The sequence below is a fragment of the Bacillus sp. M6-12 genome (assembly GCF_002860285.1).
In the GTDB taxonomy this organism is placed as follows: domain Bacteria; phylum Bacillota; class Bacilli; order Bacillales; family DSM-1321; genus Peribacillus.
In genome coordinates this window covers 140,417-156,276 of the sequence record NZ_PGVF01000031.1, presented here as the reverse complement: position 1 = coordinate 156,276, position 15,860 = coordinate 140,417, and the positions used below count along the sequence as shown (strand labels likewise).

Genomic DNA, 15,860 nt, shown 5'->3' with positions numbered 1-15,860 from the left:
TTAAGCGACAGACAGCTTGACGACACCGCTCGTTAAGCTGTTTTCTTATAATTGGTGATTGGAGCGGTTTTATGGATTTTAATCAGGAAAAATTGCCGAATTGGCTCAAAAAAAGAGCAGAGATTACTCCCGACCGGATTGCCCTGGAATTTAAGGAAAAAGCAGTTACGTTTAGAGAATTACATCTAACCGTCTCTCAAACAGCAGAGACCCTTTCCAGCTTGGGAATGAAAAAGGGAGACAGGGTAGCCCTTCTGGCCGGGAACCATCCTGAAAGTGTAATAATCATCCATGCTTCCTTTTATGCCGGGCTTGAAATTGTAATGCTGAACAGCCGTCTCACAAATAAAGAGCTGACGTGGCAAATCAGGGATTCACAGGCCCGATGGATTATTACAGAAGAGGCGTTTACTTCAAAAGCAGAAGATTTTAAAGAAGAAATCCCTGACGTTCCTATTTTCTTCAAGGAAGAGTTAAAGTATTTGGAAAGCAAGGCAAGTTTCCAACTTCAAGAAGAGTTTCTTATGCAGGATACCGCAACAATTATGTATACATCGGGAACAAGCGGAAATCCAAAGGGTGTCATACAAACGTATGGGAATCATTGGTGGAGCGCTGTTGGATCTTTGTTGAATTTAGGGTTGCGGGAAGATGATTGCTGGCTGTGCACTGTTCCCATTTTTCATATTAGCGGCTTTTCAATTCTAATGAGAAGCGTGATTTATGGGATAAGGGTGGTACTGTTTGATAGCTTTAATGAGCAGGAAGTAAATCGGGCCATTAAGGAACGGGGGGTGACGATTGTTTCTGTAGTGACGGCGATGCTGAATAGGATGGCAGCCGGACTTAAGGATGACAACTACCCTGAAAGCTTTAGGTGCATGCTTCTTGGCGGCGGCCCGGCCCCGCTTCATTTACTTGAACAGTGTGTGCAAAAAGGGATTCCAGTATATCAAACATATGGCATGACGGAAACATCATCCCAAATCGTAACCCTGGCACCGGAATATAGTATAGAAAAAATTGGATCGGCCGGAAAGCCATTGTTTCCATCACAGCTTAAAATTGAGCTAGACGGCAGAGAGGCATTTGCAGGAGAAGCGGGTGAAATTGTCGTAGCTGGACCAAATGTAACACGCGGATATTTAAACCGTAAAGAAGAAACAGTACAAACGATAAAAAATGGGTGGCTCTTTACGGGAGATATTGGGTACCTGGATGACGAAGGATTTTTATTTGTAGTGGACAGGCGTTCCGATTTAATAATTTCTGGCGGAGAAAATGTGTATCCCGCTGAAATTGAGGCGGTACTTGCAAAGCATCCTGCTATTTTCGAAGCAGGTGTTACCGGAATGGAAGATGAAAAATGGGGGAAGGTTCCAGTAGCATTTGTTGTATTAAAACCTGGAGCATCTCTTCATGAGGAGGAAGCTCTTTTGCATTGCCGTGAACTTTTGGCTCCGTATAAGGTGCCAAAGAGAATTTTGTTTTGCAATCAGCTGCCGCGCAATTCTTCAAATAAACTGCTCCGGCGGGAATTGAAAAACAGACTGAGAGATATTTTATAATGCAGCGTTAACTCACTGCATACTAAAGAGTCCTGCTTGAATGCAGGGCTCTTTTAAAAAGACAAGAAAGTATAAATTTTTTCACAAGTACAGATGAAGTCCGCTAAAAACTATTTTTGAGAGAAAAAAATTCCTCAAATTCTCTTTGTACAGAGAGAAAAAAATCGATTTCTGATTACATTTTTTTAAAAATAGGCATTTTGCCAATTTTTTCTTTTATGCCTTTTCCTATATAATGCTGCTAAGGATAAAAAAATCTTATAAGTAAGGCAGGGAATCGATATGAATGGTACTGACAAACCTTATCTTATAGCGGAGATTTTAATTGATAGAGGAATGCCTGCTATTGTTATTAAAGAAATTACTAATTTTTGTGATGACGAACTTTCAAAGCTCATGAAAAAAAAGAACAGTACGGAATCTTAGTTCCGTTAAAAACCTTATCGAATATATTTCAATATATATTTATTGACGGGGCGACCGATGCCTCCATATTGCATGTCCAGTTCCAAGGTGCCGGTTTCCTTTAAATAATCTAAATATCTTCTTGCCGTTACTCTTGCAATTCCAATACCATCCGCTACTTCTTCAGCAGAGAGTGCGCTATCCTGTTTAGTAAGGAACTCATAGATCTGCTTTAAGGTTGCTTCGTTGAGTCCCTTTGGCAAAGTTTCCTGTACCCCTTTTTCAACAAGTACGGAAGAATTACCGTTTTGGAACCGCACTTGGTCAAGCTGATTTTGGGACATGAGTGCATCCATGGCAATTTGAGTCCTAAACAGGTAATACTTTTTAAGTATTTTCTTAAGTCTTTCAAATTTAAAAGGCTTAATGATATAGTCGAAAGCTCCGTTCTGGATCATTTTCCTTATCGTATGCTGGTCGTTAGCAGCAGAAACAACTATTACATCTACATCAAGTTGTTCCTTCCTTATTTCATATAGAGTTGTAATCCCGTCCTTTAAGGGCATGAAAACATCCAGAATGACAAGATCGGGGGATAGTGTTCTGATTTTTCTGATTCCATCTTCACCATTTGATGCAGTTGCAATGATCCTGAAATTATCAAGGCGTTCAATAAACTGCCTGTTCACTTCTTGTACCATAGGATCATCTTCTATCAGCAGCACTTTAATATATTTATCATCCATGTGTTATCCCTCCTTGGATTTTTTCATTGGGAAAGACAAATAAAATGCTGTCCCTTCATTAGGTATTGAGTCTATGGAAAGCTTCCCATGTGCCTTTTCGACTATCTGTGAAATTAAATAAAGGCCAATGCCGGATCCTTCATTTCCTTTAGTAGTAAAGCCATACTGGAAAATCTGATCCTGTATGGAAGCTGGAATGCCCGGACCATTATCTTCATGAACGATATGGCAGGCTGTTTCATCATGATGGATGCAGAGATAGACCTGTTTCTTTTGTTCACTTGAATGTTTAAAAGCTGCAAAGGAATTTTCAATTAGATTCCCTAGTATTAATACAAAATCATGGTGGTCTAAATCCTCAGGAAACCGTTCCAGGCGGGAGTTTTTATCAATAATCAGCTCAATTCCAAGTTCCTTGCCGCGGGCCACCTTGCTCAGAAGCAGTCCTGCCAGACTTTCATGGTGAATATGCTTGCTTAGGAACCGTGTCATTTCTTCCTGCTCTTCCGTCGTTTTAAATACATATTGAAGAGCTTTCTCCAGGTTGCCAAGCTGAATTAAACCTGCAATGGTATGTAGTTTGTTCATGTGCTCGTGATTTTGGACACGCAGAGCCTCTACAAATGCTTTAACCCCTGTGAGCTCTTCCGCGAGTTTAGTAACCTCTGTACGGTCCTGGAAAATGGCAACAGCACCAATGGTTTTGCCATCCACGTTAATAGGAACGCGATTCGATAGAATGTTCTTGTGCTGGACCTGTATTTCCTGATTGTATATCGGCTTTGTGTTGTAAAGCACTTCCGGAAGGCGGGTATCATCAATGACTTCCCAAATTTTCCTGCCGATCACATTCCCGCTGATATCGAGCATCTGTTTTGCCTTTTCATTAAAAACAGTAATGTTTTCAAGATTATCAATCGAAATGACACCTTCGTGCATCGCATTAAAAGCTTCCGTCCTTTCAACCAGCATTCGTGAAATTTCATGCGGCTCAAGCTGAAATGTTTCTTTTTTAATATGACGGGCCAGCAGCCAGGAACCCAGCGCCCCAAATAAGAGAGTCAGGAGCAATAAAAGGGCAATGTTATTCCGGGATTCAAAGACTAAATCTTGTACGGTGGGCAAAATATTGCCTACAATCACAACACCCACCTGTTCTTTTCTTTCATTCAATATAGGAACGAAAGCTCTGACCGATATCCCCAATTCCCCTTTAGCCTTCGATAAGTAAACATGTTCTGCAAATGCAGCGCTTTCATCCTTGCTTCGTGAGACTGTTCCCAGTTTAGAATAAACCGGGTGGGAATAGCGGATTCGGTCCTGATTTAATACTACGATATAATCAGCATTATGAATAAACCGGATATTTTCAATTACTCTATTTAAAGAATGCCATCCATTGGGCTTCTGAACCATTTCTTGGACTTCAGGAAGCTCTGCAACAGTATGGGCTGTTATCATGGTCCGTTTTCCGGATTCTTCTTCTTTAACAGACACAATATTCCCAAGAATCATCAATCCTCCGATTATAATCGAAAAGGCAACAATTCCAAAAGTCAGCAATGTAATCTTTAGTTGGATCGGGGTGTGGGAGAGTTTCATATTATTTCGCCTCCGATAGTTCTACAATAATTTTAACATGAAAAAATTGCTGTGATACAATAGTTTTATAATTGCTTAGATTTACAAGGGGTTGTTGGAATTGAGGTTCTTCTGGGGATTTTTTTTGCTGGGGGTACTTGGAATTGCGCTTGCCGTAATTATTGGCTATCAGTCGTACTCATCCAATAGAGAGCTAGCATTTGATTATGAACAACAGGGAATGAAGGACCAGATTGTGATAAAGTTCAGCCATGTTGTAGCCGAAAATACGCCTAAGGGTCTTGCGGCGATCAGGTTTGCCAGGCTGGTAGATGAATATACAAACCATCGTGTCAGAGTAGAAGTGTATCCTAATGAAACTTTGTTCAGTGATGCGAATGAACTGGAAGCTCTTAGGAAGAATGAGGTACAGATGATTGCGCCGGCGACTTCAAAGCTTACATTAGTGGCTCCCGAGTGGCAGCTGCTTGATTTGCCATACATTTTTCCAAATTATGCGGCGCTAGAGGAGTCACTAACAGGCGAGGTCGGAGAGGAACTGCTCCAAAAGCTTGAGAGAGATCAATTGAAAGGGCTTGCGTACTGGTCGAACAATTTTAAGCAGATCACGAGTAATACGCTGATACGGACTCCTGCTGATTTTAAAGGAAAGCAATTCAGGATTATGCCGAGCGAAGTTCTTGAAAGACAATTTGAACATTTTGGTGCTTCGACTTCCATGCTGGGCTTCAATGACACGTTCCGCAATTTGGAAGGTCATCATTTAAACAGTCAGGAAAATACGATTTCCAATATCAACTCCAAGAAGCTTTATCAAGTTCAAAAATATTTAACAATCAGCGATCATGGATACCTTGGTTATGCTGTTGTGGTAAATAAGCAATTTTGGGATAAAATTCCAGATGATATTCAGGAGCAGGTTAAGAAAGCGATGGATGAAACCTCAAACTGGCTATGGTCTGCTTCCCAGGAATTAAACAAGGAGCAGTTTGAGCATATACGTGCCAGCTCTGATATAAGCATTTATCAGTTATCAAAAACTGAAAAGAAACATTGGATGAAAGAAATGGAGTTCATTTATCCGGAATTTGAAAAGCAAATAGGACATGACCTGTTAAAAAAAGCGCTTGAAATAAGAAATAAACATGTACATCACTGAATTTATGGTAATAAAAGAAAAGAGGAAGCCTTGGAAAAAAGGCTTCCTCTTTTTTAAGTAAGTTTATCAAGTACAGATGTCAAGCTCCAGCGCCCAGTAACTTTTTTTTCTTAGGGGAAAAACCGCAGAAAGTGGGGATTTTAGCCGTTCTTCCTCTGACAGGGCACTCGCGCTTTTGTTAATTCAAAGCTTTTTCAAGTGTTTTGAGGTTTTTGTCCATCAGGCTAAAGTAGTCTTCTTTTGACGCTTGTTCCTTTTCAGTCAAAACAGAAAGGTTATGAAGCTTCAGCGGTTTCGCACCTATTTCCTTTTGAACAATCTTTGTAAGCTTTGAACTGATATTTTGTTCAAAAATTATATACTGAATGTCATTTTTTTTGGCTGTCTGGACAATTTCCTCCAGCTCTTTTTGAGATGGCTCACTGGTAGAAGCAAGGCCAGAAATGCTGATTTGTTCCAAACCATAGCGCTTCTCCCAATAGCCATAGGCTGAATGAGAAACAATTATTTGGTCTTTTTTCGCCGATTTTATTGTACTTTCAAAGCGGTGATGCAGTTCATCCAGCTGTTGCGCCAAATTATCATAGTTCTCTTCAAAATAAGCTGACTGTTCAGGATATTCTTTGCTTAATTGATTTGTTATGATTTTTGCCATTTCAATGGAATACACAGGGTCAATCCAAAGGTGCGGGTCAATATCCCCGTGGTTGTGGCCGTCACCGCTTGTATGGTCACCCGGGTGTTTATCTTCATGCCCATGCTTTTCATCATCGCTATGACCTTCATGGCTGTGCTCGTGAGTTTCCTCCGCTGCTTCGATTTTTAGCTTTTCACCAACGGCCAGCATCGTGACTCCTTCCTCCTCAAGGATAGGCCGCGCTTTATTCACAAAGCCTTCCAGGTTGTGTCCAACATAGAGAAAAAGATCACTTTCAGCCATTCCAATAATATCTTTTTGAGACGGTTCAAAGGTATGTTCATCTGATCCTGGGGGATATATTGTGTGAACATCTACAAATTTGCCGCCAATCTTCTCCGTGAAATCCTCGAGAGGAAAAACTGTTGTATATATCTGCAGCTTGTCGTTTTTTGAGGCAAGCTTTGCCTTCTCATTTTTTTGATCAGTACCACAGCCAGCTAAACCAACCGCTGCGGAAAGAATGATCGCGAGTAGCAATCTCATTTTCATGGTGAAGCGCTCCTTTAATTATCAATAATTTTAATAATGTTCAAATTTAATTAAAAATATAAGAAATCAGAATGATTACGATTTAAAATAAATTGCAATCCGAAATCATTACGATTTAATCCTTCAATTATCATACAATGGCTAAATGCAGAAATCAAGTAAAAATAAAGCTCCGTGTTATTGTTGTTATTTTTCCTTCTTCTCTGGTACAGGATCAAATCCACCAGGATGGAAGGGCTGGCATTTAACTATTCTTTTGATAGCCAGCCAGCTTCCTTTTAAAGCTCCAAACCGCTTAATGGCTTCTATGCCATAATGAGAACAAGTGGGATAAAAACGGCAGGTCGGCGGTTTTAGAGGTGAAATGGCAATCTGGTAAAAGCGGATTATACTTATAAATATTTTTTGGAGCATTAATAATGCCTCCTTTTATAAATGAAAATTTTTTGCAATTATTCCTATCTTACATAAGCAATGCCACTGGGGCAATTCATCGGATTGTACTATGAACCTCAAAAAATAAGGAATTTATCTTTAAATGATGAAATATCTCATATTTAGCGTTAGAATAGATAGCAGTTATTAAATAAGGAGTGATTTTATGCCTTCAGTAGAAAGTTTTGAATTAGATCATAATGCCGTGAAAGCTCCGTTTGTAAGACATTGCGGCGTTCACAAAGTAGGAACAGATGGTGTTGTCAATAAATTTGATATCCGTTTTTTCCAGCCTAACAAGCAGGCGATGAAGCCGGATGCTATTCATACGCTTGAACATTTACTGGCATTTAACATCCGGAAGCACTCAGAGAAGTATGACCATTTTGATATTATTGATATTTCCCCAATGGGCTGCCAGACCGGCTTTTATTTAGTAGTAAGCGGTGAACCGACTGTTACCGAGATTATCGATGTGCTGGAAGATACAATGAAAGATGCCGTTCAGGTTACAGATATTCCAGCAGCCAATGAAACACAGTGCGGACAAGCTAAGCTCCATGACCTTGAGGGTGCCAAGAAGCTGATGAATTATTGGCTAACTTATAGCAAAGAGGATCTTCATCAAGTTTTCGCGTAATACATTTTGCTTTGAACCTTCATGGGTGTGCAGGCATTCCATCTGTATGCTTTAGAGTTCTGACTATGCGAGCGTCATGCTGCGTACCGGCGATTAGAACCAGTTGGCTAATACAGGAAACAATATTTGTTCACCAAACGAAAAAAGCGCTCATCTGGGCGCTTTTTCTTATCTCTCTTCCTGCCGGTTTTCATTTGATAACTCAGCCGGAGGCTCATCAATTTGATCCACAGAATGCTGGAATTTATAAGCTTTTCCAATGGTCAGTACTGTTGCCAGCAAAACTAACAGTACTATTATTATTGAAATGATCATGATGGTCATCATTTTTATCACTTCCCAGATATTATTGCTATTGTGATTTTAACACTTATAGGGAGATTTTGTTAGTTCAAAATTCTGTCAAACTTTTTTATGGATAGATAATGTTTTAAGAAATTAGAAAATGGGAAAATATAAACTGAATGGGAGGTTGTAACTATGTCAAAACAATTAGTCGACTTAGTAAATCAGGAAATTGCAAATTTTAGCGTTCTCTACACGAAGTTACATAATTACCATTGGTTCGTAAGCGGTCCGCGTTTTTTTGAACTTCATGTAAAGTTTGAAGAGCTCTATAATGAGACGACTGCTTATTTAGATGAAGTTGCTGAGCGTCTGCTTGCTATTGGAGAAAAACCAGTGGCAACTGTGAAGGAATTCCTTGAACTGACAACCATTGAAGAAGCAACTGGTTCTGAGACAACCGAAGATATGGTATCAAATTTAAGCAATGACTTTCAAAAAATCGCCAAGGAATTGGAAGAAGGCATCAAGCTTGCCGAAGAGGCAGGAGACGAAGGAACAGGAGACATGCTGCTTGGCATAAAGAAAAGCTTTGAAAAGCATGCATGGATGCTGAATTCTTACTTAGGAAGATAATGCAATGTAAAAGGGCTCTGCAGAGAAAGCTGCGGGGTCTCTTTTTGTGCAGTGAAAGCTGGGCTGCGATGAGGTTTTCCTTTTCGTTAAGTGGCTGTGGAACCCGCCAAAATGGCAATTGTACAATAAAATTGAATATGTTACTATGAAGCTAACAGATTATGCAACCGTTTTCATAAGCGGCAGAATGGATTCTTTCTAATATTTGAATGTTAATGCTCATTGTGATTTTTCCGCTATGTTGATTGGAGCAAGCGAATGGAGCGGAATTCAACAGCCAAGTTTATTAGAGCCTAATGTTTAGAAAAGCTATAAATACAAACGAAAACGTTTTAACACGATTTTCCATACGGAATTTGGAACTGCATCATGGGGGAGAAGATATGGCTGCTACGATAAAAGATGTTGCCAGGGAAGCAAATGTTGCTCCCTCGACAGTCTCCAGGGTAATTGCCAATAACCCGCGAATAAGTGAAAAAACAAAAAAGCGGGTAAGAGAAGTCATGGATAAGCTTGGGTATCACCCCAATTTCCAGGCGAGGAGCCTCGTTGCGAAGAATACTCAGACAATAGGAGTAGTTATGCCTACTTCCGGATATCATGCTTTCGACAATCCCTTTTTTCCTGAAGTATTGCGGGGAATCAGCGAGAATGCACATGTAAATAAATACGGCCTCTACCTTACAACTGGTTCGGCAGAGGCTGAGATTTACGAAGAGGTAGTATCAATGGTGCAGGGGAAGCGTGTAGATGGAATTGTTTTGTTATACTCCAGAATATCTGACAGAACAAAAGATTTCCTTGAGAACGCCGGTTTTCCTTTTACCGTGGTTGGCAGGCCTTATTCAAATGAATCGAATACTTCCTTTGTAGATAATGATAATATCAGCATTACAAAACAGGTTACAAACCACCTTATTCAGCTAGGACATCAGCACATTGCATTTGTTGGGGGGAACCTCGACTTTGTCGTAACAATAGACCGGCTAACGGGGTATAAACTTGCCTTGGAGGAGGCTGGCCTCGCTTTCAAGGGAAGTTATTTCGTTGATGAACAGCAAATTAAAATGAACGGCAGAGAATCGGTTGCTTCCCTGATGGCATTGAGTGTGCCTCCTACTGCACTGGTGGCGCAGGATGACTTAATAGCTTACGAAATCATTAGCCATTTGGGTAAGTTAAATATAAAGGTTCCAAAGGACATTTCAATCATCAGTTTCAATAATATAAAGCTTGCCGAATTCTCCACACCACCTCTGTCTTCAGTAGATATCTGTATTTATCAATTAGGTTTTGAGGCAGCAAAATGCCTGCTGCATCAGATAAAAGATCCAGATGCCTTACCGAAACGGATTACCATTCCAGCAAAGCTGATTGAAAGGAATTCATGCCGAAAGCTGCAGGACAAGGCAGAATAATATACAAAAAAGCCGCAAACTATGTTTTGCGGCTTTTTATTGACTATGAATTTGAAAAATTCCAGAGTTTGGATAGATAACAAAGATAACGTGTCTATCTCTAGCTCCAGCACCTTTATACTTAATGGATATTTCGGTTTTGGTAGGGTGCCTGCTTAAAGCCATCCATTTCTTCCTGGGCGAATTTGCCCTTTAAAGATTCTATAATGTACAGGCCAAGCAAATTATTTAGTTCCTGGTCTTCTAATTCATTCATTAATCCGATGATTTCTTTCCTGGTCAATTGTTCAAGCACTGCGAAAGCAAGCATATCAATATCTTCTTCGTCCCCAGTCAGTTTATTCCGATATAGATTGTATAATTCATCAATTAGTTTCATTTCTTCACCCCACAGTTGTTTATGAGTAATCTTAAGATATGTAAACACGAATGGAAATGTTCAGCTAAATAAGCGATCGTAATGGATATATATATGTTTTACCCGTAGGCACTGATTTTAATCTGTCTTTTCTTCATTTTACAGTATAAAAGTTCCAACTGAAACCAAAAAGACAAAAGAGAATGAAATTCTTTTCATTCAGGAAGAATAAATGCATCTCTTCGCCAAAAAGGGGGCAATCAAATGGATCAGCAAAAGAATACATACTATATCTGGCTCCAAAACGGGCAAATTTCAAGGGATCGGGATACCTCGCCATGGAATTTCCAGGTGGAAGCAACCGATGAAGAAATTTCACAGCTGCGGGAATATTTCGATCAGAATTACTCTGTTGAATGGCAAAACTTCTATCGCTCTCATGTACCTTATGTACAATATCATTATGATCGGGAAAATGATGCTTATGATAAAGGAATGCAAAAAATATACGAAATGATTTATAAAATTGGGAACGAAGAAGCCCGAAAACATATTGAAAGTATGGGGATACTTGAAAGTCTTGCTAAGGAAACAGATGGATTTACAAACTGATAATCAAAGGAACCTGGAGAAACTAGGCCAGGTTCCTTTTTATATAATTTATTACCCACTAGGGAAAAAGTTCAAATATAATGGAGAAAGGAATTAATCAACACAAAATGGACAATTTTTTTCATGCATTTTGAAAGGGTCGTATACATGATATCTTTTTTTGACTTCAACGGGCATAAGGTTGAATTTTCATCAGAAAATGGAGTTTTTGGAGAAGCACATCATGTCCTTGTCCTGTGCCGCTGGAAGAATCAATGGGTGCTGACAAGGCACTCAGTAAGAGGACTGGAGTTTCCGGGCGGAAAAAGGGAAGCTGGGGAAACAATTGAACAAGCAGCCATAAGGGAAGTGCTTGAAGAAACAGGCGGTGTGGCAGGAGAATTGTTTTTTATCGGTCAATATAGAGTACACGCCCTAGGCGGTTTTTTTGTTAAAGCACTTTGTTATACTGAGCTTGTGAGTTTGAAATCAAAGGAAGACTATTTAGAGACAGAAGGGCCCGTCCTGAAAAAAAGACTGCCTGAAAACATTCAGGGAGACCCGGAATTCAGCTTCATTATGAAAGACCAAATTCTCCCGCTTAGCTTAAAAAGAGTCGAAGAATTAAAAAGAACAGCAGGCAAAGAATCTTGATTGCGTCTGCTGTTCTTTTTAGGGTGTTTTCATATAGATTGTTGCTTATCGTATAGGAAGACCTTCCCGTATGGTCAGGCTTCGTGGCATCTTTTCATAAGACTTTGAAAAAAGTTATCTTGAAAAAATAAGTATAGCCCCTTAATTAGGCTGAAGAAGGAACAAAGTTTCCGAAAAGAGCCTTTAGTTAAGATATTATCCATTTTTAATAAGTCTTCTTTCGAGAAGCTCTACAAGCTGATACATAATCGTGGCGAACACGGCTATGATGAGCAGTGATAAGAGCACAAGGGTAAAGTTGAAGACCTGGAAACCGTAGATAATCATATAGCCTAGACCTTTTGACGAAACCAGGAATTCACCTACTATGACACCCACCCAGGAAAGACCTACATTTACCTTCAAAGTTGAAATAATCGTAGGAAAAGAGGCTGGAAGTACAGCTTCTCTAAAGGATTGTGCCCGCGTTGCCCCAAAGGTTTGGAGGACTTTTAAATAGTTTGGATCCACTTCCCTGAAAGAGGTATAAACAACAATGGTCGTGATAATGATGGAAATGATCGCTCCCATTGCAACAATTGAAGTGAAGCTGGGTCCGAGGGCCACTATTAAAATCGGTCCTAATGCGACCTTTGGCATGGCGTTTAAAATGACTAAATAGGGATCAAGGATTTTTGAAAGTAAAGGTGACCACCAAAGGGCCGCAGCAAGAACCGTCCCGCAAAGCGTTCCAAGAATAAAGCCTAGTATTGTCTCAAAAACAGTTACCCCAAGATGGGAAAAGAGCGATCCGTCAATGACCTTTTCAAGAAACAAACGCCCAATATCTGTTGGAGAAGAGAAAACCAAAGGGTCTACCCACTCCATACGGCTAGCTGTTTCCCAGCTAGTGAAGAACACAATGAAAATAATGACTTGATAGAACCTGACCCATCTTTTTTCCTTTTTTAAAGAATCATTATACTGTTTATGCAGCTTTTGGATGCTATTGCCTGTCGGATTCAAGGCTTTCAAGCTCCTTCCAGATAGATTGAAAGAGATTGGAAAAGGACGGATGATTTCGGGCTTCAAATGGTGTCACATTCCTTAGCTCCTCATGGACATTAAACACCTTGAAAATCCGTCCGGGGTTGGCGGAAAATAAATAGATCCGGTCGCTCATGGCGATAGCTTCCCCAATGTCATGTGTTACCAGTACGGCCGTTTTGTTAAAAGCCTTCAACGTCTCGGAAACAAGATCCTCCAGCTTCAGCTTTGTCTGATAATCCAGGGCAGAAAAAGGTTCATCCAGAAGAAGTACCTTCGGATTCACGGCAAGTGTTCTCGCAAGCGCAGCCCGCTGCCGCATTCCTCCTGACAACTGTTTTGGATACTGTTTCTCCGTTCCCTGTAAGCCAACTTCTGCTAACAGGCTGAGGGCATCAGTTATTAAATTAGGAACATTCTTCTTTTGGATTTTTAAACCGAGAGTAATATTTTCTTCAATCGTTTTCCATGGAAACAAGTAATCCTGCTGAAGCATGTATCCAATCGTATGCTTACTTACATCCTGCACGGGCTGCCCTTCAAGGATAACCTCACCCTGTGTTGGGTTAAAGAGTCCGGCAATAATAGACAATAGCGTTGTTTTTCCGCAGCCGCTTGGCCCGAGGAAGGAAATGAACTCCCCTTCCTCGATATCTAAAGATATGGATGCCAGCGCTGTAGCAGCAGTCAATTTTGTGAAATAGGTATGATGGATATCTCTAATTGACAGGAAGCTCATATGCCAGGCCTCCTTTATTTCGTTACCATTTCGGCAATTTCTGTATTAACCAATTGTTTATAGTCCATCCGTTTTGGTAATTCTCCTGCTTCATCCATGATATCCTGAAGGTTGTTCCACTCTTCTTCATCCAAAATCGGATCTGATGCAAAGGAACCTTGGCTTTTATAGCGGTCTACAACCATTTCAATCGTTTCAAGATCGGTATCCTCGAAAAATGGCTTGATTACCTTGGCGGTTTCTTTGGCACTTTGCTCCTGCACCCAGTCCTGTGCCTTCTTTATTGCCCGTGTAAATTTTTCCACTGTTTCACGGTTTTCCTTAAGGTAGCTGGATTTTGTCATAAATGTTGTATACGGCACATGGCCTGATTCCTTGCCAAAGGAGGCAACGATATATCCTTTTCCTTCTTGCTCAAATATGCTCGCTGTCGGTTCGAAAAGCTGTACAAACTCCCCCGTGCCAGCTGCAAATGCAGGGGCGATATTTGCATAATCTACATTCTGGATTAATTCGAGATCTGCGTGAGGATCAATGCCATGCTTCTTCAGCACAAACTCGCCAACCATCTGCGGCATGCCGCCCTTTCTCTGGCCAAGGAAGGATTTGCCCTTAAGCATATCCCAGTTGAAGTTATCTATCTTATTGCGTGAAACCAGGAATGTGCCGTCTGTCTGGGTAAGCTGGGCGAAATTAATAACAGGGTCATTGGAGCCTTGGGCTGTTACATAAATTGACGTTTCAGAACCTACAAGGGCTACGTCGGCCCCATCTGATAAAAGGGCTGTCATTGTCTTATCGCCGCCTGGTGTAGTCTTTAAATCGATCTCCAGACCCTCTTCTTTAAAAAAGCCCTTTTCAATCGCTACATATTGTGGTGCATAAAAGATAGAATGAGTCACCTCTGCTATTCTTACTTTTTGCATTTCTTCTTTCCCGCAGGCGGCAAGCGGGATAATGAGAATACAAACTAAAAGTAATAGGCTGCCAGTTTTTATCCACTTTTTCATGTTAACCCTCCTACTTGTTTTTCGTGTAAGTATGTGCCTAACATATCGTATGAAAGAATGAAAAAATGTGTGATTGCCTATGGTACACTTTAAATGGATAATATGAAAAAGGATTAATATCGTATAGAAAAGGATAAAAGAACTATAATGTTTACAAAATACTTATTGGATTTCCGACTGGAGGAAGGAGAGAAAAATGCTGCCAGAGGATGGGACGATTATTTCAAAGGAGCGGTTTCCATCACCGCATCCGAGGATTCATTTATATACAATTACTTATTTTTCCCAGGGTCTGAAAATCAAAGGCCTGCTTGCCGAGCCTATTGGGCAGGAGGTATATGACGGCTTCTTATATTTGCGCGGAGGGATAAAAAATGTCGGTAAGGTAAGGCCAGGAAGGATCATTCAGTTTGCAGCCAAGGGGTTTATTGTATTCGCACCATATTATCGGGGGAACCAGGGTGGTGAAGGCTATGAAGATTTTGGCGGCGAAGACCGGCTTGATGCTATCTCTGGATTTAAACTGCTTGAAAACCATCCAAGAGTCCGTAACGATTCCATCCATATATTTGGTTTCTCACGCGGCGGAGTAATGGCTTTATGGACAGCGATTCTTTGCAGGACAGCAGCTTCGGTCGTTACCTGGGGAGGAGTGAGTGACATGTTCCTGACCTATGTGGAAAGGGAAGACCTGCGCCGAATGATGAAACGGGTAATTGGAGGGACGCCGACGAAACTCCGGAAGGAATATGAATACAGGACCCCGTTATTTGCAGCTGATGAACTGGATGTGCCAGTGCTGATCATTCATGGGGAACAGGACCAAAATGTTTCAGTCGATCACGCTTATCGGCTTGAAAAAATATTAAACGAAAAAGATAAGCATGTAGAAAGCTGGTATTTCCGTGAATACACCCATTATTTCCCGCCAGCTGTCAATCGCCAGGTTGTAGAAGATTTAACACAGTGGATGAAACAACAGACCCAAAAGTGATAAGATGATGGTATCAGTATTAGGAGGGTGAAGAGTATGGGAATGCCACTAGAGCTTAATACCATGATTGTCACAAAAGGCAATGAAAAGAGGGAGCAGGAGAATCTTTTCAGTCTTGTCAAAAAAGGATACCGCCTATATCCGATTGATATCCCGATTGATATCAGAAAAACACTGCAAAGCGAAGCCAGCGGCACTGCTGTAATTAAAAAGGTGGAATGGCAAGGAGAAGAAACGACTATAACCTACCAGCTGGTATCCTTAAATTCAACGAATTAAAACTGGCATTCACTAGGCTTGTTTTTATGGATATTTGATGAAAAACAATGAAGAGCCAAAAAACCCCTATCAAATTGATAGGGGTCTTAGTCTTACCTCCTGGATAAGAAAGAATATCTTTTTAAC

19 protein-coding genes are annotated in these 15,860 nt (G+C 40.6%); 10 read left to right on the top strand and 9 right to left on the bottom strand.

Annotation, left to right across the window (positions count from 1 at the left end; translation table 11 throughout):
* Window positions 1–71 precede the first annotated feature (71 nt).
* Both CVD28_RS25920 and CVD28_RS28380 read left to right on the top strand, forming a co-directional pair.
* A complete protein-coding gene (locus tag CVD28_RS25920) occupies window positions 72–1,568 on the top strand; it encodes an o-succinylbenzoate--CoA ligase (protein WP_101597553.1) in 1,497 nt (498 codons plus the stop codon).
* 282 nt (window positions 1,569–1,850) lie between these two features.
* Window positions 1,851–1,994 carry a hypothetical protein gene (locus CVD28_RS28380; protein WP_180954314.1) on the top strand — a complete coding sequence of 48 codons (144 nt, stop codon included), beginning with the start codon at window positions 1,851–1,853 and terminating at the stop codon, window positions 1,992–1,994.
* Window positions 1,995–2,008: 14 nt separating this feature from the next.
* On the opposite strand, the gene CVD28_RS25915 is transcribed toward CVD28_RS28380, so the two are convergent.
* Window positions 2,009–2,719 (bottom strand): response regulator, encoded by a 711-nt coding sequence (locus CVD28_RS25915; protein WP_101597552.1) that lies wholly within the window; start codon window positions 2,717–2,719, stop codon window positions 2,009–2,011.
* A 3-nt stretch (window positions 2,720–2,722) separates the two neighbouring features.
* On the bottom strand, window positions 2,723–4,321 hold the full coding sequence (locus CVD28_RS25910) for an ATP-binding protein (protein WP_101597551.1): 1,599 nt from the start codon (window positions 4,319–4,321) through the stop codon (window positions 2,723–2,725).
* Between the two features lie 100 nt (window positions 4,322–4,421).
* Between CVD28_RS25910 and CVD28_RS25905 the strand changes: the two genes are divergently transcribed.
* A complete protein-coding gene (locus CVD28_RS25905) occupies window positions 4,422–5,480 on the top strand; it encodes a DctP family TRAP transporter solute-binding subunit (protein WP_257985984.1) in 1,059 nt (352 codons plus the stop codon).
* Between the two features lie 178 nt (window positions 5,481–5,658).
* Here CVD28_RS25905 and CVD28_RS25900 read toward each other — a convergent pair whose 3' ends face one another.
* Both CVD28_RS25900 and yidD read right to left on the bottom strand, forming a co-directional pair.
* Complete coding sequence (locus CVD28_RS25900; protein ID WP_101597550.1) at window positions 5,659–6,669, bottom strand: metal ABC transporter solute-binding protein, Zn/Mn family; 1,011 nt, start codon at window positions 6,667–6,669, stop codon at window positions 5,659–5,661.
* A 186-nt stretch (window positions 6,670–6,855) separates the two neighbouring features.
* Window positions 6,856–7,083: a membrane protein insertion efficiency factor YidD gene (yidD, locus tag CVD28_RS25895; protein ID WP_101597549.1), complete on the bottom strand. Its 228-nt coding sequence runs from the start codon at window positions 7,081–7,083 to the stop codon at window positions 6,856–6,858.
* 187 nt (window positions 7,084–7,270) lie between these two features.
* On the opposite strand from yidD, the gene CVD28_RS25890 reads away from it, so the two are divergent.
* A complete protein-coding gene (locus CVD28_RS25890; RefSeq protein ID WP_101597548.1) occupies window positions 7,271–7,744 on the top strand; it encodes an S-ribosylhomocysteine lyase in 474 nt (157 codons plus the stop codon).
* 168 nt (window positions 7,745–7,912) lie between these two features.
* Here CVD28_RS25890 and ytzI read toward each other — a convergent pair whose 3' ends face one another.
* A complete protein-coding gene (gene ytzI / locus CVD28_RS25885) occupies window positions 7,913–8,071 on the bottom strand; it encodes a YtzI protein (RefSeq protein ID WP_101597547.1) in 159 nt (52 codons plus the stop codon).
* Window positions 8,072–8,224: 153 nt separating this feature from the next.
* Between ytzI and CVD28_RS25880 the strand changes: the two genes are divergently transcribed.
* Both CVD28_RS25880 and CVD28_RS25875 read left to right on the top strand, forming a co-directional pair.
* Window positions 8,225–8,665 carry a Dps family protein gene (locus CVD28_RS25880; RefSeq protein ID WP_101597546.1) on the top strand — a complete coding sequence of 147 codons (441 nt, stop codon included), beginning with the start codon at window positions 8,225–8,227 and terminating at the stop codon, window positions 8,663–8,665.
* Between the two features lie 383 nt (window positions 8,666–9,048).
* Entirely contained in the window at window positions 9,049–10,083 is a 1,035-nt protein-coding gene (locus CVD28_RS25875; RefSeq protein ID WP_101597545.1) for a LacI family DNA-binding transcriptional regulator, read from the top strand.
* A 121-nt stretch (window positions 10,084–10,204) separates the two neighbouring features.
* Here CVD28_RS25875 and CVD28_RS25870 read toward each other — a convergent pair whose 3' ends face one another.
* Entirely contained in the window at window positions 10,205–10,462 is a 258-nt protein-coding gene (locus CVD28_RS25870) for a DUF6154 family protein (RefSeq protein WP_101597544.1), read from the bottom strand.
* Between the two features lie 243 nt (window positions 10,463–10,705).
* Between CVD28_RS25870 and CVD28_RS25865 the strand changes: the two genes are divergently transcribed.
* Both CVD28_RS25865 and ytkD read left to right on the top strand, forming a co-directional pair.
* Window positions 10,706–11,053 carry a hydrolase gene (locus CVD28_RS25865; RefSeq protein ID WP_101597543.1) on the top strand — a complete coding sequence of 116 codons (348 nt, stop codon included), beginning with the start codon at window positions 10,706–10,708 and terminating at the stop codon, window positions 11,051–11,053.
* Window positions 11,054–11,200: 147 nt separating this feature from the next.
* The gene (gene ytkD, locus CVD28_RS25860) at window positions 11,201–11,686 is read left to right on the top strand and encodes an RNA deprotection pyrophosphohydrolase (RefSeq protein ID WP_101597542.1); all 486 of its coding nucleotides are present in this window, start codon (window positions 11,201–11,203) and stop codon (window positions 11,684–11,686) included.
* Window positions 11,687–11,881: 195 nt separating this feature from the next.
* On the opposite strand, the gene CVD28_RS25855 is transcribed toward ytkD, so the two are convergent.
* The 3 genes from CVD28_RS25855 to CVD28_RS25845 are packed head-to-tail and all read right to left on the bottom strand — an operon-like array spanning window position 11,882 to window position 14,461.
* The gene (locus tag CVD28_RS25855) at window positions 11,882–12,691 is read right to left on the bottom strand and encodes an ABC transporter permease (protein ID WP_101597541.1); all 810 of its coding nucleotides are present in this window, start codon (window positions 12,689–12,691) and stop codon (window positions 11,882–11,884) included.
* Window positions 12,672–13,451, bottom strand: a complete 780-nt coding sequence (locus CVD28_RS25850; protein ID WP_101597540.1) for an ABC transporter ATP-binding protein — start codon at window positions 13,449–13,451, stop codon at window positions 12,672–12,674. Before CVD28_RS25850 ends, CVD28_RS25855 begins: the two co-directional genes overlap by 20 nt.
* Before the next feature lie 14 nt (window positions 13,452–13,465).
* Entirely contained in the window at window positions 13,466–14,461 is a 996-nt protein-coding gene (locus CVD28_RS25845) for an ABC transporter substrate-binding protein (RefSeq protein WP_101597539.1), read from the bottom strand.
* A gap of 196 nt (window positions 14,462–14,657) precedes the next feature.
* Between CVD28_RS25845 and CVD28_RS25840 the strand changes: the two genes are divergently transcribed.
* A complete protein-coding gene (locus CVD28_RS25840; protein WP_101597538.1) occupies window positions 14,658–15,455 on the top strand; it encodes an alpha/beta hydrolase family protein in 798 nt (265 codons plus the stop codon).
* Between the two features lie 36 nt (window positions 15,456–15,491).
* Complete coding sequence (locus CVD28_RS25835; RefSeq protein ID WP_101597537.1) at window positions 15,492–15,734, top strand: DUF2584 domain-containing protein; 243 nt, start codon at window positions 15,492–15,494, stop codon at window positions 15,732–15,734.
* The last annotated feature ends 126 nt before the right edge of the window (window positions 15,735–15,860 follow it).

Coding starts and splice junctions, on each gene's coding strand:
- CVD28_RS25920 (WP_101597553.1), top strand. CDS start 72: ATGGATTTTAATCAGGAAAAATTGCCGAATTGGCTCAAAAAAAGAGCA.
- CVD28_RS28380 (WP_180954314.1), top strand. CDS start 1,851: ATGAATGGTACTGACAAACCTTATCTTATAGCGGAGATTTTAATTGAT.
- CVD28_RS25915 (WP_101597552.1), bottom strand. CDS start 2,719: ATGGATGATAAATATATTAAAGTGCTGCTGATAGAAGATGATCCTATG.
- CVD28_RS25910 (WP_101597551.1), bottom strand. CDS start 4,321: ATGAAACTCTCCCACACCCCGATCCAACTAAAGATTACATTGCTGACT.
- CVD28_RS25900 (WP_101597550.1), bottom strand. CDS start 6,669: ATGAAAATGAGATTGCTACTCGCGATCATTCTTTCCGCAGCGGTTGGT.
- yidD (WP_101597549.1), bottom strand. CDS start 7,083: ATGCTCCAAAAAATATTTATAAGTATAATCCGCTTTTACCAGATTGCC.
- CVD28_RS25890 (WP_101597548.1), top strand. CDS start 7,271: ATGCCTTCAGTAGAAAGTTTTGAATTAGATCATAATGCCGTGAAAGCT.
- ytzI (WP_101597547.1), bottom strand. CDS start 8,071: ATGATGACCATCATGATCATTTCAATAATAATAGTACTGTTAGTTTTG.
- CVD28_RS25880 (WP_101597546.1), top strand. CDS start 8,225: ATGTCAAAACAATTAGTCGACTTAGTAAATCAGGAAATTGCAAATTTT.
- CVD28_RS25875 (WP_101597545.1), top strand. CDS start 9,049: ATGGCTGCTACGATAAAAGATGTTGCCAGGGAAGCAAATGTTGCTCCC.
- CVD28_RS25870 (WP_101597544.1), bottom strand. CDS start 10,462: ATGAAACTAATTGATGAATTATACAATCTATATCGGAATAAACTGACT.
- CVD28_RS25865 (WP_101597543.1), top strand. CDS start 10,706: ATGGATCAGCAAAAGAATACATACTATATCTGGCTCCAAAACGGGCAA.
- ytkD (WP_101597542.1), top strand. CDS start 11,201: ATGATATCTTTTTTTGACTTCAACGGGCATAAGGTTGAATTTTCATCA.
- CVD28_RS25850 (WP_101597540.1), bottom strand. CDS start 13,451: ATGAGCTTCCTGTCAATTAGAGATATCCATCATACCTATTTCACAAAA.
- CVD28_RS25845 (WP_101597539.1), bottom strand. CDS start 14,461: ATGAAAAAGTGGATAAAAACTGGCAGCCTATTACTTTTAGTTTGTATT.
- CVD28_RS25840 (WP_101597538.1), top strand. CDS start 14,658: ATGCTGCCAGAGGATGGGACGATTATTTCAAAGGAGCGGTTTCCATCA.
- CVD28_RS25835 (WP_101597537.1), top strand. CDS start 15,492: ATGGGAATGCCACTAGAGCTTAATACCATGATTGTCACAAAAGGCAAT.